This is a genomic window from Anaerococcus sp. Marseille-P3625 (genome assembly GCF_900232825.1).
Classification (GTDB): domain Bacteria; phylum Bacillota; class Clostridia; order Tissierellales; family Peptoniphilaceae; genus Anaerococcus.
The window spans coordinates 1-13,210 of sequence record NZ_OCTP01000011.1 but is presented as its reverse complement, the minus strand read 5'-3'; the positions used below and the strand labels follow the sequence as shown (position 1 = coordinate 13,210).

Annotated in this window: 18 protein-coding genes and 2 tRNA genes; 17 read left to right on the top strand and 3 right to left on the bottom strand. The window is 30.4% G+C overall.

The annotated features are described in order from the left end of the window. Window positions 1-12 precede the first annotated feature (12 nt). Entirely contained in the window at window positions 13-639 is a 627-nt protein-coding gene (locus CS884_RS04990; RefSeq protein WP_099320961.1) for a ParA family protein, read from the top strand. 20 nt (window positions 640-659) lie between these two features. Here the strand turns inward: CS884_RS04990 and CS884_RS04985 are convergent, their stop codons facing one another. Together CS884_RS04985 and CS884_RS04980 are read right to left on the bottom strand one after the other, a co-directional pair. Beyond that, window positions 660-917, bottom strand: a complete 258-nt coding sequence (locus CS884_RS04985; protein ID WP_099320960.1) for a GIY-YIG nuclease family protein — start codon at window positions 915-917, stop codon at window positions 660-662. Next, window positions 914-1,519, bottom strand: a complete 606-nt coding sequence (locus CS884_RS04980) for a regulatory protein RecX (RefSeq protein ID WP_099320959.1) — start codon at window positions 1,517-1,519, stop codon at window positions 914-916. Before CS884_RS04980 ends, CS884_RS04985 begins: the two co-directional genes overlap by 4 nt. A 300-nt stretch (window positions 1,520-1,819) precedes the next feature. Here CS884_RS04980 and CS884_RS04975 point away from each other — a divergent pair. Next, window positions 1,820-1,896, top strand: a tRNA-His gene (locus tag CS884_RS04975). A 1-nt stretch (window position 1,897) separates the two neighbouring features. Then, window positions 1,898-1,983, top strand: a tRNA-Leu gene (locus CS884_RS04970). Window positions 1,984-2,038: 55 nt separating this feature from the next. Here the strand turns inward: CS884_RS04970 and CS884_RS04965 are convergent. Then, window positions 2,039-3,073, bottom strand: coding sequence for a DNA polymerase IV (locus CS884_RS04965; protein WP_099320958.1), 1,035 nt, complete (start codon window positions 3,071-3,073; stop codon window positions 2,039-2,041). A gap of 141 nt (window positions 3,074-3,214) precedes the next feature. Between CS884_RS04965 and CS884_RS04960 the strand changes: the two genes are divergently transcribed. The 14 genes from CS884_RS04960 to CS884_RS04895 form a co-directional block, all read left to right on the top strand. Then, window positions 3,215-3,460, top strand: a complete 246-nt coding sequence (locus CS884_RS04960) for an RNA-binding S4 domain-containing protein (protein WP_099320957.1) — start codon at window positions 3,215-3,217, stop codon at window positions 3,458-3,460. Continuing rightward, window positions 3,453-3,773: a septum formation initiator family protein gene (locus tag CS884_RS04955; protein ID WP_099320956.1), complete on the top strand. Its 321-nt coding sequence runs from the start codon at window positions 3,453-3,455 to the stop codon at window positions 3,771-3,773. Before CS884_RS04960 ends, CS884_RS04955 begins: the two co-directional genes overlap by 8 nt. Beyond that, window positions 3,742-5,121 carry a tRNA lysidine(34) synthetase TilS gene (gene tilS, locus CS884_RS04950; protein WP_099320955.1) on the top strand — a complete coding sequence of 460 codons (1,380 nt, stop codon included), beginning with the start codon at window positions 3,742-3,744 and terminating at the stop codon, window positions 5,119-5,121. The genes CS884_RS04955 and tilS overlap by 32 nt, the downstream gene beginning before the upstream one ends. Next, window positions 5,111-5,665, top strand: a complete 555-nt coding sequence (hpt, locus tag CS884_RS04945) for a hypoxanthine phosphoribosyltransferase (RefSeq protein ID WP_099320954.1) — start codon at window positions 5,111-5,113, stop codon at window positions 5,663-5,665. Before tilS ends, hpt begins: the two co-directional genes overlap by 11 nt. A 32-nt stretch (window positions 5,666-5,697) precedes the next feature. Beyond that, on the top strand, window positions 5,698-6,195 hold the full coding sequence (locus CS884_RS04940) for a DUF5673 domain-containing protein (RefSeq protein WP_099320953.1): 498 nt from the start codon (window positions 5,698-5,700) through the stop codon (window positions 6,193-6,195). Between the two features lie 69 nt (window positions 6,196-6,264). Continuing rightward, a complete protein-coding gene (locus tag CS884_RS04935) occupies window positions 6,265-7,050 on the top strand; it encodes a type III pantothenate kinase (protein WP_099320952.1) in 786 nt (261 codons plus the stop codon). Continuing rightward, window positions 7,031-8,008: a tRNA dihydrouridine synthase DusB gene (gene dusB / locus CS884_RS04930; RefSeq protein ID WP_099320951.1), complete on the top strand. Its 978-nt coding sequence runs from the start codon at window positions 7,031-7,033 to the stop codon at window positions 8,006-8,008. The genes CS884_RS04935 and dusB overlap by 20 nt, the downstream gene beginning before the upstream one ends. After that, entirely contained in the window at window positions 7,995-8,468 is a 474-nt protein-coding gene (gene greA, locus CS884_RS04925) for a transcription elongation factor GreA (RefSeq protein ID WP_099320950.1), read from the top strand. Before dusB ends, greA begins: the two co-directional genes overlap by 14 nt. A gap of 11 nt (window positions 8,469-8,479) precedes the next feature. Continuing rightward, window positions 8,480-10,393 carry a lysine--tRNA ligase gene (lysS, locus tag CS884_RS04920; protein WP_099320949.1) on the top strand — a complete coding sequence of 638 codons (1,914 nt, stop codon included), beginning with the start codon at window positions 8,480-8,482 and terminating at the stop codon, window positions 10,391-10,393. Between the two features lie 63 nt (window positions 10,394-10,456). Continuing rightward, the gene (locus tag CS884_RS04915; protein WP_001267200.1) at window positions 10,457-10,738 is read left to right on the top strand and encodes a CD1845 family protein; all 282 of its coding nucleotides are present in this window, start codon (window positions 10,457-10,459) and stop codon (window positions 10,736-10,738) included. Between the two features lie 83 nt (window positions 10,739-10,821). Further along, window positions 10,822-11,595 carry a replication initiator protein A gene (locus CS884_RS04910; protein WP_099320948.1) on the top strand — a complete coding sequence of 258 codons (774 nt, stop codon included), beginning with the start codon at window positions 10,822-10,824 and terminating at the stop codon, window positions 11,593-11,595. Beyond that, on the top strand, window positions 11,592-12,419 hold the full coding sequence (locus CS884_RS04905) for an ATP-binding protein (RefSeq protein ID WP_099320947.1): 828 nt from the start codon (window positions 11,592-11,594) through the stop codon (window positions 12,417-12,419). Before CS884_RS04910 ends, CS884_RS04905 begins: the two co-directional genes overlap by 4 nt. Beyond that, on the top strand, window positions 12,412-12,897 hold the full coding sequence (locus CS884_RS04900) for a PcfB family protein (protein WP_099320946.1): 486 nt from the start codon (window positions 12,412-12,414) through the stop codon (window positions 12,895-12,897). The genes CS884_RS04905 and CS884_RS04900 overlap by 8 nt, the downstream gene beginning before the upstream one ends. After that, window positions 12,894-13,210, top strand: a 317-nt coding sequence (locus CS884_RS04895; RefSeq protein WP_143434416.1) for a Bro-N domain-containing protein, incomplete at its 3' end; no start/stop codon positions are given. The genes CS884_RS04900 and CS884_RS04895, both read left to right, overlap by 4 nt.

Sequence of the window (13,210 nt, the reverse complement as noted above, 5' to 3'; positions counted from 1 at the left end):
TCAGGGAGTAAAATGAAAACATATATTATCAATGGAAAAGAAGGAATAGGCAAGACTGATTTTTCGGTAAATCTAGCAGAATATTTGCAAAAATCTGGAAAAGTTTTGCTTTTACAGACAAAGAGAAATCCAAATTCCAATATAGAAGACTATTTTCAAAAAGATGGAATGATAACTTACGATATAGGAGATTATTTTTCTTCCCTTGCCCCATTAGAAAAGGTAATTGTCCACGAAAATGAGAACTTAGATTTTATCATAAGTCCACTTTTGGAAGATAAATATATATTTAGAGGAGAAGATGTCGAAAAATTATTAGGTGAAATTTCCTATGATTATCTAGTAATTGATAATCTTTCTAAGGATCTTATCAAGGATAAAATCATAATAGAAATTATCGATACAGATTCCTTGAATAAGGAAATTGAAGGAGATTATTTCTTTATCAACAAGGCAAGCGAAGATTACGATATAAGAAATGACAAAAACGCCATTGAAGCAAAAAATAAAAGATTCTTAGGACTTGTCAAAAACGGTCAATACTTTAACGAAGTTATAGAAAACTTGCTAGAAGATAAAAAAATAGAGATACCAAAAATATCATTTTTTGAAAAAATAAAAATGGCATTTAAGCACTAAAAAAGAACTGGTAGAAAGAATTAATTAATTTTAAAACTTTTTACCAGTTCTTCTTTTTTTCTTTTACTTAATTTTTTGATAGCAACTTCTCTTTTTAAAGCTTCAGACATATCAGAAATTTCCTCGTAATAAACAAGCCTACAAGGACCCTTGGCTTTGGTATATTTGGCACCCTTGCCAGAATTATGTAAATTAACTCTTTTTTCTAAATTTCTGCACCAACCCGTATAAAGAGAATTATCAGCACACCTTAAAATATAAACATAACCATAAGTCATTGGAAAATATCTCCAAGAACATTATTTATAATATCAAAATCAAAACCCTTAGAAGCCAAAAATCTAAAAACTTTTTGCCTCATTTGAAAAGAATCATCTCCCTTAGCCTTATTTATCGCAAAATCATAGGCATTTTGATATTCATCTTCGTCACTAATTTCGCTTAAATATTCCTCAATAATATAATCATCAATATTTTTAGACCTTAAAGCATAGCGAATTTTGTTTTTTGGCCACTTAGAAATATTATGTTTATCAGCAATAAAACTTCTAACAAAAGCCTCATCATCAATTAAATCAAATTCTTTAAGAAAATTTATTGTCTTTTCAATCACATCTTGGTCAAAATGTTGGTCTTTTAGAATTTTATAAATTTCACTGGAAGATTTTGGACTAAAAGAAATCTTTCTAAGAGTTAGATTTTTTGCCTTATTATATTGATCGTCTTTTAAAATAACTTTGTAGCTATCAAAATCTATTTGGCTTTCAGAACTAAGATTCAAATCGTAATAAAGATCATAAGAAATCAAAAATTTCTCGCCATCAATAGTTATAATAACTAAATTTAATTTATCTGAATAATCAATACTCTCGACAATCATAATCTAGCCATTGATTCGTATGCACTATATAAAATTGGTGCGATCATTGCAATTGCTATAACAATAGCAAAAATTTTTAGAATAGTTTTTCTGCTTTTCATAAATTCACCTCATAGGTATTTTACTATAATTTGGAAAAATTACATTTTATTTAAAAAAATTCAGCTTCCTATTGACAAGAAAAATAAAAATTTGTATAATGAATAACGTATTAAAAAATCGGCCTTAAAAAGTATATAAAATTTATAATAATGCTTGACTTATATTTTAAATAGTGTATACTAAATAGGTAATGACCTGGTGGGTATGGTCCAGTTGGTTAAGACACCTGGTTGTGGCCCAGGAGGCCGTGAGTTCGAGTCTCACTACTCACCCCATGCGGGATTGGCGGAATTGGCAGACGCGCTAGACTTAGGATCTAGTGAGAATTTCTCGTGAAGGTTCAACTCCTTTATCCCGCACCAGCAAGTAAAAAGAAGTGCTAGAAATTAGCACTTCTTTTTTTGTGTAATATTATTTTTACAAAAAACTTAGCTGGTTTGTTTCTTTTTTTGATAGTTTGGAAATTGAAATTCCTATTAGTCTTATTTCTTCACCCTTATATATTTCATCTAACAATTCTTTGGAAACGTGGTAAATGTCATCATTTTTACAAATTGGTTCTTGGAGTGTTTTTGATTTGCTATAAATTTTGAAGTTAGAATTTTTTACTTTGAGGTTTACAGTTTTGCCCATTAAATTATTTTTGTTCATGTCATCTTCTAGTTTTTCTGCTATTTGTTTTAAATAGTTTTCTAAGATATCTTTATTTTTGGTGTTTGCTCTAAATGTTCTTTCTCTGCCTATGGATTTTCTAAGTCTAGACTCTTTTACTTTTCTATTATCTTCTCCTCGAATTACCTTGTATATGTATTCTCCTTGCTTGCCAAAAGCATTTTTCAAGTAGGAAAGATCTAATTTCATCAGGTCAGAAATTTTATATATGCCAATTTTTTGTAATTTTTCTACTCCATGATTGCCAAGACCATGGACTTTGGATATGTCTAAGTCTAGGAGAATTTCTGGCAGATCTTCTCTGGAAATTTCTTTGATGCCTTTAGGTTTATTCCAATCGCTTGCAAGTTTTGCTAGAAATTTATTGTAGGATACTCCAATGGAAACTCCAATTTTTGTTTTATTGTAAACTTCATTTTGAATTTTTTGGGCTAAGGCTAGAGGATTGTTGCTATTTATTTTAAGATAAGCCTCATCTATTGAAACTTGTTCCAAAATTTCTCCAAAGGGTCTAATTATGTCAAAAACTTCCTTGGATTTTTGCCTGTAATATTTGTGGTCAACTGGAATCATAATCAAATTTGGACAAAGTTCTCTTGCCATAAATACCGGCATTGCAGAATGTATGCCATATTGGCGAGCCTTATAATTTGCTGTTGTAATTATTGATTTATTACTAAGTCCGCCAACAGCGATGGCCTTATCTTTTAATTTTGAATTTCTAAGTTCTTCACAAGATGCGTAAAAAGCATCGCAATCGATGTGCAAAATATCGTTCATAATATCACCACTACCATTATACTATTATAATATTTTCTATAAATTCGCCTGATTTCGAGTCTTTTTTGCAAATCGATAGATAATTTGCTAAAGCTTTTCATTTAAGTGGATAAAAAACCATATATCTAGTAAAATTGATTTATGAGAGTAGATAAATTTTTGAAAAATTCTAGAATTATAAAAAGAAGACAAGTAGCAAAAGAAGCTTGCGAAAACGAGCGAGTTTTAATAAATGGCTCAATTGCAAAGGCTTCTTCCACGGTTGATAAAGGCGATATTATAGAGGTGATTTTTGGCAATAATAGGCTAAAAGTAAGGGTCTTAAATATCATCGATGGGGCAAAAAAATCTGATGCAAGCGAAATGTATGAGGTGGTAGATGGATAAGCGAAATGTTAGAAAGAAAAAAAGGAGAACAAAAAATACTGGCTTTATAATATTTATGTTTGCTCTTATTCTTATTGCTGCAATTTATTTTGCCTTGGCAAATAGGTCTATGGATAAGGAAATCAAAAAACTTGACAGCGACTTATCATCTAACCAGAAAAAATTAGAAGATCTAGATGCAAAAATAAAAGAATTAGAAAAAGACTATGAGATGAGAAATACAGATGAATTTAAAGAAAAAATTGCCGAAGAAAGACTTGGAATGGTAAAGGAAAAAACCGATGAATCTGAAAAAGACAAAGATTCAAACTAGCTTTAGGGAAAATATTCAAAATAACAAACTCATAGAAAAAAATGATACGATCATAGTTGGAGCAAGCGGTGGGCCTGATAGTCAGTTTCTAATTTATTTATTAAAATCCATAAAAGATGAATATAATCTTAAAATAATTTTGGCTCATCTTAATCATCTACATAGAAAAGAAGCCATTAATGATGAGAATTTGGTAAAAGAAACTGCCCATAAATTAAATTTAGAATTTAGAGTCAAAAGAGCTAGTATGGATGACTATGCAAAAATTCACAAAATTTCTGCTGAAGATGCCGGTAGAAGGCTTAGGTATGAGTTTTTTAATGAATTGGCAAGTCAATATGAAAATTCCAAAATCGCCATTGCCCATAATAAAAACGATCAAGCAGAAACTGTTTTGATGCGTTTGATAAGAGGCACTGGTTTGGATGGAATGGTAGCTATGGATTTTAGAAATGGCAATATCATTAGGCCGATTTTATCTTTTTCAAAAGATGAAATAATTTCCTATTTGGATAGCAATTTAATAGCTTATGCAATTGATAAAACAAATTTATCCAATGATTACACAAGAAATTATATTAGAAACCAGATAATGCCTGAATTTTCCACCATCAATCCCAAAGCTGTAGATGCAATTTATAATCTTTCTATGCTTTTAAAAGAAGATTTAAAAATTGTCGATAGGAGTATCGATTCTTTATATAAAGAGGTCCTAGTTTTAGAAGATGAGAATCAAATCTTATTTGACCTATCAAAATTTGACCGATTAGAAGATTTTTACCAAAAAAGATTATTAAGAAAAGCTATTGGCAAGTTAAAAAATAATTTAAAAGATATAAGCAAGAAAAATATCGATGAATTTCTCAGTTTAACGACTTTAGCAAGTGGAAAAAAAATAATAAAAGATGATTTGGAATTTATAAAAAATTACAAGACTTATCAGCTTTCTAAAGTTGAAAACAATTTAAACATAGAAAATTTTGCTTTTCTTTCTTTGGATGAAGAAATTAATTTTAATGGAAAAATTATAAAAGCAACTTTGGTTAATTCTATGGGAGAAAAAAATAAAAATATAGCTTATTTTTCCTTTGATAAGCTAAAATTTCCGCTAAAGCTTAGATATAGGGAAAACGGCGATACTTTTAAGCCACTTGGTTTTAACCACAACAAAAAGCTAAAAGATTTTTTTATCGACCAAAAAATCGATAGAAATCTTAGGGATCAAATACCAATAATTTTATCAGTTGATAAGATTATTTGGCTAGTAGGCTTTAGGCAATCGGAAGAATTTAAGGTTGATAAAGAAGATAAAAATATAATAAAAATAGAGGTAAGAGATGATAATTGATACAAATTCTATAATAGATAAAGTTTTGATAGATGAGGATAGCCTTAATCTTAGAATAAAAAAACTAGCTAATAATATAAACGAATATTACGAAAATGAAGAGGGACCAATAATATTAGTTGGCATCCTAAAGGGTTCAGTAATGTTTATGTCAGAGTTATCAAAATATATAAAAGTTGACACAAATTTAGAATTTATGTCAGTTTCTTCTTACGAGGGCACCCAGTCAACAGGAAACATCAAAATTTTAAAAGATTTGGATATTGATATTCAAGGAAAAAATGTCTTAGTAGTTGAAGATATTATAGATACTGGCAATACTTTGCTAAATCTTAAAAGCAATCTATCAAAGAGAAATCCAAAGGATATAAAAATTATAACCTTGCTCGATAAGCCTGAAAGAAGAGAAGTTGAAATTAAGCCTGATTGGTACGGATTTAAGATTCCAAATGAATTTGTAGTAGGTTTTGGTCTAGACTACAATCAGCTATATAGAAATATTCCTTACATTGGAGTATTAAAAAAATCAGTTTACGAAAAATAATAGACTTTAAGTCTCAATAATAAGGAGGATTTATGGATAAAAATAGAATGGATAGCTTTATTTTGCTTATGTATGGTGCGATAATCGTTTTTTTCGCCTACAAAATTTTTAAAAGCAAAAAAAATAGAGGACTTTTACAAGGAGAAATTAGCGAATTTAAAAGAAAAGTTTCACCAATAGAAATTGGTTTGTTAGTAGTCTTACTAGCTACTGGAGCTGTAAATTTATACATGGGTATTAAACAAAATAATTTTAACAACATGGCTCAGTCTGCTGTAATGATTGTACTTGCAATTATCTTTGGACTATTTTCACAAAACAAACTTTGCATTGGAGAAAATGGAATTTTGGCAAATTCAAATTTTTATGATTATAAACAACTAAAAAAATGGGGATTTGATACATCTTCAAGCGATTTAGTAATGCAAGTAAAAACCAAAAACCAACTTACTAACGAATCTGTAAGAGTAACTCGCGACGATATACAAGAAATAAATAATTTAATTAGAAAATATAAACTTAACAAATAGCTTGAAATTACAAGATTTTAACGTATTATAATAGAGTTAAATTTAAAAGATTTCCACAAAGGAGATAATATGTTACTTGTAGTAGATATAGGCAACACCAATACCGTTCTTGGTGTTTATAATAAAGAAGAATTGTTATTTAGATATAGAGTGGCTACAAATCTCAAACGCACAAGCGATGAATTGGTAGCTACCCTTTTTAATATGTTTAATGTTCATGGTATAGACAAGAATTTTGTTGACGATACGATAATTTCTTGCGTAGTTCCAGATATTTTGTATTCTTGGCAATCTTGCAATAGAAAAATGTTTGACAAAGATCCGATTTTGGTAAATTATCAAACCGATTCAGGCATTGAAATTGCTTACGATATTCCAAGAGAAGTTGGAGCTGATAGGATTGTCGATGCTGTTGCAGTTTACAATAAATATGGCGGACCATCAATAATTGTCGATATGGGAACAGCCATAACTTTTGATGTTGTAACCAAAGATGGCAAATATCTGGGAGGCTCAATTGCTCCTGGAATAAAAATCGCCCAAGATGGACTTTTTGGCAAAACTGCTCAACTACCAAAAATCGAACTTAGAAATCCAGAATCAGCCATAGCAAAAAATACAGTTGATAGCATCAATGCAGGAATTGTTTTTGGATATATCTCATTAATCGATGGACTAATTTTTGAAATAGAAAAAGAATTAAGAGAAGATTATGGTATAGAAGGCGAGATCAATGTCGTTGCAACAGGTGGGTATTCTGAATTAATATCAAATGAATCCAAATTTATCAACAAAATTGAACCAGACCTAATGCTTGATGGTCTAAGATTGATTTATGAGCGAATTAAAAAATAAAGAAATTCTTCTAGCTCCTCTAGCAGGAGTTACCGACAATGCCTTTCGAATTATCTGTGAAAAATATGGAGCGGATAAAACTTTTACTGAAATGATTAGCGTAAATGCCCTAATTTATGACAACAGACAAACAAATGAGCTAATGTATATTTCAGAAAAAGAAAAAAGAGCCAACATACAAATTTTTGGCAGAGATCCAGAAAAAATTGAAAGAGCAATCAAAGAAAAAATAAATCCACTAGAAAATGTAAAAGAAATCAGCTTTAATATGGGATGTCCAGCGCCAAAGATTTTTAAAAATGGCGAGGGTTCTGCTTTGATGAAAGATCCTAATTTAGTAAATGAAATTACAAAAACTTTGGTAAAATCTACTGACAAGAGAATAAATGTAAAGTTTCGAACAGGAATTGACGAACTTTCCAAAAACTTCCTTGAAATAGGTAAAATTTGTGAGGATAATGGCATAGATTATGTAATTATTCACGGCAGAACTAGAGAACAGTATTATCAGGGCAAAGCCAATTGGCAAGACATAAAAAAACTAAAGGAAAGCTTAAAAATACCAGTTATAGCCAACGGAGATGTTTTTACAGTAGAAGATTTTATAGAAATCATGGAAACGACAAAGGCTGATGGTGTAATGCTTGCCAGAGGAATTATGGGAAATCCATTCTTGTTTAAATATATTAAAGATTATTTGGCAAATGGTACTTACAAAAAAGTTTCCTATAAGGAAATCATTGAACAAATTAAAGACCAGTATGAATTGACACTAAAATTTAAAGATGAACTTCTTACAGTCAATCAAATGAGAAAGCATGTAGGTTGGTATCTAAAATCTTTGCCAAATGCTACAAAAATTAGAGCAAAAGTCAACACTTTAAAAAGCAAAGAAGAAATTTTTAAATTGTTGGATGAATATAAAAATTATTTAGAGGTAAATTATGACAGAAAATAAAGAAGTAATATTATCAAAAGAATATCTGGAAAAGTTAGAAGATGAGCTTGAATATCTCAAAACTAAAAGAAGACCAGAAATTGCAGAAAAAATCAAAGTAGCAAGAAGCTTTGGAGATTTATCAGAAAATGCAGACTATGATGAAGCCAAAAACGAACAAGCAGAAGTAGAAGCTAGAATCGCCAAAGTTGAAGATATGATAAGAAATGCCAAAACAATCGAAGTAAATGAAAACTCTGATGAAGTTGGCGTTGGAAACACCGTAACAGTTTACGATGAAGAATTTGACGAAACACTCGATTATAAAATCGTAGGAACAGCAGAAAGCGATCCAGTAAAAGGCTTCATATCAAACGAATCTCCAGTTGGAGCAGCCTTATTAGGCAAAAAGAAAGATGAAAGAGTAGAAGTAATCACACCAAATGGCAAAATTTATTTTACTATAAAAGCAATTAAGTAAAAGGAGCAGAAATGACAGAAAATCAACAAGATCTAAATGAAATGCTACAAATCAAAAGGCAAAAGCTTGAAGAACTTAAAGCAGCTGGCAAAGATCCTCATGAAATTGTAAACTTTAGAGGTCGTATTCCATCAAAAGAAATCAAAGATAAATTTGATGAATATGATGGCAAAACTGTAAGAATAGCAGGCCGTATCATGGCAAAACGTGGCCATGGCAATATGAGCTTCATGGATATACAAGATGACCTTGGAAAAATTCAAATTGTAAATCGTAAAAATGTTATAGGCGATGAATTTAGTGAAGTTAAAAAATACGATATCGGAGATATTGTAGGCGTTGAGGGAAAAGTTTTCAAAACCAACCAAGGCGAAATCTCAATTGAAACAACAATTCCACAATTGCTAACCAAATCTTTGCAAATTTTGCCAGAAAAATGGCATGGCCTAAAAGATCCAGATCTTCGTTACAGACAAAGATATCTTGATTTGATAGTAAATCCAGAAGTAAAAGAAGTATTTGTTCAAAGAAGCAAAATCATCGCAGAAATTAGAAAATTTTTGGATAATAGAGGATTTTTGGAAGTTGATACTCCAATACTAAATACCATAGCTGGTGGAGCTACAGCTCGTCCATTTATAACCCACCACAACACTTTGGACATTGATATGTATCTAAGAATTGCCAACGAATTATATCTAAAAAGATTAATAGTTGGTGGTTTTGACAAAGTTTATGAAATGGGAAGAATGTTTAGAAATGAAGGAATGGATGCTACCCACAATCCAGAATTTACATCAATGGAATTATATCAAGCCTACGCTGATTATGAAGATATGATGGAAATTACTGAACACATGATAGAAACTGTAGCAACAAATGTTCTTGGAACGACTGTCATAGAATTTGATGGCAGAGAAATCGACCTAAAAGCTCCTTGGATTAGATTGCCAATGATAGAAGGAATCAAAAATGTAACAGGTGTTGACTTTAACCAAATTACAACCTATGAAGAAGCAGTTAAAATTGCCAAAGAAAAAGATGTAGAAGTTAAAGAAAGTCGTGGAGAAATCATAGCAGAATTCTTTGAAAAATATGTAGAAGAAACTCTAATCCAACCTACATTTGTTACAGATTATCCAGTAGAAATATCACCACTTGCCAAAAGAAAAGTTGACGATAAGTCACTAACTTATAGATTTGAAGCATTTATCAATGCTAAAGAAGTTGCCAATGCTTTCTCAGAATTAAACGATGCTGCAGATCAAAGACAAAGATTTGAAGCTCAAGTTGCCAAAAGAGAAAAAGGCGATGATGAAGCACAAATGATGGATTATGACTTTGTTAATGCCCTTGAAGTTGGACTTCCACCAACAGGAGGCCTTGGCATAGGTATTGATAGAATAATAATGTTCTTAACAGGTCAACACTCAATCCGTGATGTATTATTATTCCCAACAATGAAGCCAATAGGCTTAGAAAAGGCAGAAAATGGGGGTTTGTCAAAAGAAACTTACGAAACTTACGACAAACTTACGACAGAAGAAATTGACCTTTCAAAAGTGAAAGTTGAACCATTATTTGAAGATATGGTAGACTTTGAAACTTTCTCAAAATCTGATTTTAGAGTTGTAAAGGTTAAAAACTGCGAAGAAGTTCCTAAGTCAAAAAAACTTTTGAAATTTACATTAGATGATGGTTCTGAAAAAGAAAGAGTTATTTTATCTGGTATTAAGGAATATTACAGCGCAGAGAGCTTAATTGGAAAGACACTACTTGCAATTTGTAATCTTCCTCCTCGTAAGATGATGGGAATCGACTCAGAAGGTATGATTATATCTGCAATTTGTGAGTATGACGGTGAAGAAAAACTTAACTTAATAATGCTGGATGATAATATTCCAGCAGGATCAAAATTATATTAAAGGACACGCTAATTATGAAACTGGGGTTTGTTATGAATCCCAGTTTAATTTTTAGGAGTATGTATGAGATGGATAATTAGAATAATTTTATTACCGATAAGATTAGTGTTGAGTTTGCTCATAGCTTTTTTAACCTTCATATTAAGTTTGAGTACTGCGTTGTTAAGCGTAGTTTCTACTTTGATTTTTATAATTGGAATAGCTAGCATTTTTCAAGGAGACAAGCAAATTGTAATTGAAGCACTAATATTAGCATTTTTATTTAGTCCATTTGGATTACCTAAATTAGGTATATATGTTATTGGATTATTAGAATTATTAAACTATACAATAAAATCAATTTGAAGAAAAATAAATATAAGACAACCGTAGACGATAGAAAGCAATAATTCTGTCGTCTTTTTTTATTTTAAAGAGAGGAGGTAGGAATGAATTTTGATTATTTTTATAATAGGCAATCTGAGATGTATAACTTCATTAGGTTGCCTATGGTATTAATGGAAGATGAGGTTTTTGAGAGTATTTCTATTGAAGCTAAAGTTTTGTATTCATATATGCTTAATCGAATGGGTCTTTCATATAAAAATGATTGGATAGATGAAGATGGAAAAGTCTTTATTTACTACACAATTGAAAGTATAAAAGAGCAATTTAATTGTGCGAGTGAAAAAGCAAATAAATTAATAGCTGAACTTGATATTAAGTCAGGAATTGGACTAATTGAAAAGAAAAGACAAGGACTTGGAAAGCCTAATAGAATTTATGTTAAAGATTTTATGAGCATATTTAATAATATGGAATTAAAAAATCAAGAAGTTCGAAAAACAAAATTCCAGAAGTTCGATAATCGAAATTCAAGAGATTCGAATATCGAAAGTCAAGATTTTCGAAAATCGGAAGGTAACTATAACAATATTAATAATAATGAGTTAAGAAAGAATGATTTTAGTAAAGGTCAAAAGCCTTATGGAATATATAAAAATATATTTTTGACTGATGAAGAATACAAGGACTTAACAAATGAGTTAGGAAGTAGAATTAATGAATACATTGATAGGCTCTCGTCATATATGAAAGCAAATAACAGAGAGTATCAAGACCACAAGGCAACGATAATCAATTGGTATCTTAATGATCAGGCGAAAAACATTAATGATAATACAACAAGGAAAATGAATTACGATATAGGAGAGAGTTTATGACAAGTTTAAAAGATTTTGTATTAAGAGAAAATGATATTGAAAGAAATGGGCATATCTATTGCAAGGTATGCGGTAAAAGAGTCGATGGAGAATTACTTGACCTTGGATTTACAAAGTTTATTCCCAGAATTAAATGCGAATGTGAAATAAAAAGAGATAAGGAAAATGAAGAAAGAGAAAGACTGATGAAAATATCATCATTGAAAAGAGATTGCTTCTCATCGCCGCTCCAACACCAATATACTTTTGAGAAATACTTAAATGAAAAAGGTCAAGCTTACAAGGTTGCTTACAATTATGCTAAAAGTTTTGAACAAATGAAGGAAGACAATGTTGGACTTTTATTTTATGGAGATGTTGGCAGTGGAAAAACTTACCTTGCTTGTGCAATAGCAAATGAATTAATTGAAAGAAAACAAGTTAAAGTTAAGATTATGAATTTATCTCAGGTTATAAATCAAATACAAAAATCAGTATTTAAGCTAGATTCAAATGAAATTATCAATAACTTATCTAATATTCCTTTGTTAATCTTAGATGACCTTGGAATTGAAAGGGATACATCTTATGCAAGAGAACAAGTATATAACATTATAAACTCAAGATACTTAAAGGGTAAGCCGACAATTTTTACTACAAACTTATCATTGGAAATTATTCAAAATCCAAACATTGACCTTGAGTATCAAAGGATATATTCAAGAATACTTGAAATGACAATACCAGTTAAAGTTACGGGAGAAGATTTTAGAAGAAAAATCCATCAAGAGAAGTTAAGAAAATACAAAGAGTTACTTTTATATGGAGGTGGAATAGATGATTAATGAAGAAGTATCTAGGTCGAGCCTTAACCTTGAAGTAAGGCTTGCAAAAGCAACAGGTAAAGCAATTCTTGATGCCTTAAAGAAAGTACACAAGCAAATAGAGGAACAAGGAGGCTTGAAAAATGTAATAAAAAATAACGGAGAAGAAGTAAAACTAAAGGATATGGTTAAAAAGGGACAGTTAGAAGAAATTAATCTAAAAGATCCTGAGTTAAAAGAATTAAAGAAAATTTTAAATAAACACGGAGTGAAGTTTTCTGTTATGAAAGATAAGGAAACTGGCAACCACTCTGTGTTTTTTCAATCTAAGGATATAAAAGTTATGGAACACGCCTTTAAAAAAGCAGTTAAGGTTTCTGAAAGAAAGGCCGATAGAAAAGATTCAATAACGAAGACAATAAATAAGTTTAAAGATATGGCTAAGGATACCATCAGTAAAGATAAAGTTAAAAATAAACATAAGGAGCAAAGCTTATGATAAGTAATTTAAAAACATTTGAAAATAAGAATTTTGGGAAACTCACTGTTATTGAAAAAGACGGTGAGTTTTTCTTTATAGCTAATGAAGTAGCAACTATGTTAGGATATGTTAATCCAAGAAAAGCTGTTTATGACCATGTAGATGAAGAAGATAAGGGTGTAACGAAATGGAACACCCCTGGAGGAATACAGAATATTTCAATAATTAACGAATCAGGATTGTATTCACTTATCCTCTCATCAAAACTACCACAAGCAAAAATATTCAAAGCTTGGGTAACTAGAGAAGTCTTACCAAGTATTAGAAAAAA

Bases quoted from the DNA above. Each gene is read 5' to 3' on its own strand.
- CS884_RS04990 (WP_099320961.1), top strand. From the start codon at position 13: ATGAAAACATATATTATCAATGGAAAAGAAGGAATAGGCAAGACTGAT.
- CS884_RS04985 (WP_099320960.1), bottom strand. From the start codon at position 917: ATGACTTATGGTTATGTTTATATTTTAAGGTGTGCTGATAATTCTCTT.
- CS884_RS04980 (WP_099320959.1), bottom strand. From the start codon at position 1,519: ATGATTGTCGAGAGTATTGATTATTCAGATAAATTAAATTTAGTTATT.
- CS884_RS04965 (WP_099320958.1), bottom strand. From the start codon at position 3,073: ATGAACGATATTTTGCACATCGATTGCGATGCTTTTTACGCATCTTGT.
- CS884_RS04960 (WP_099320957.1), top strand. From the start codon at position 3,215: ATGAGAGTAGATAAATTTTTGAAAAATTCTAGAATTATAAAAAGAAGA.
- CS884_RS04955 (WP_099320956.1), top strand. From the start codon at position 3,453: ATGGATAAGCGAAATGTTAGAAAGAAAAAAAGGAGAACAAAAAATACT.
- tilS (WP_099320955.1), top strand. From the start codon at position 3,742: ATGAATCTGAAAAAGACAAAGATTCAAACTAGCTTTAGGGAAAATATT.
- hpt (WP_099320954.1), top strand. From the start codon at position 5,111: ATGATAATTGATACAAATTCTATAATAGATAAAGTTTTGATAGATGAG.
- CS884_RS04940 (WP_099320953.1), top strand. From the start codon at position 5,698: ATGGATAAAAATAGAATGGATAGCTTTATTTTGCTTATGTATGGTGCG.
- CS884_RS04935 (WP_099320952.1), top strand. From the start codon at position 6,265: ATGTTACTTGTAGTAGATATAGGCAACACCAATACCGTTCTTGGTGTT.
- dusB (WP_099320951.1), top strand. From the start codon at position 7,031: ATGAGCGAATTAAAAAATAAAGAAATTCTTCTAGCTCCTCTAGCAGGA.
- greA (WP_099320950.1), top strand. From the start codon at position 7,995: ATGACAGAAAATAAAGAAGTAATATTATCAAAAGAATATCTGGAAAAG.
- lysS (WP_099320949.1), top strand. From the start codon at position 8,480: ATGACAGAAAATCAACAAGATCTAAATGAAATGCTACAAATCAAAAGG.
- CS884_RS04915 (WP_001267200.1), top strand. From the start codon at position 10,457: ATGAGATGGATAATTAGAATAATTTTATTACCGATAAGATTAGTGTTG.
- CS884_RS04910 (WP_099320948.1), top strand. From the start codon at position 10,822: ATGAATTTTGATTATTTTTATAATAGGCAATCTGAGATGTATAACTTC.
- CS884_RS04905 (WP_099320947.1), top strand. From the start codon at position 11,592: ATGACAAGTTTAAAAGATTTTGTATTAAGAGAAAATGATATTGAAAGA.
- CS884_RS04900 (WP_099320946.1), top strand. From the start codon at position 12,412: ATGATTAATGAAGAAGTATCTAGGTCGAGCCTTAACCTTGAAGTAAGG.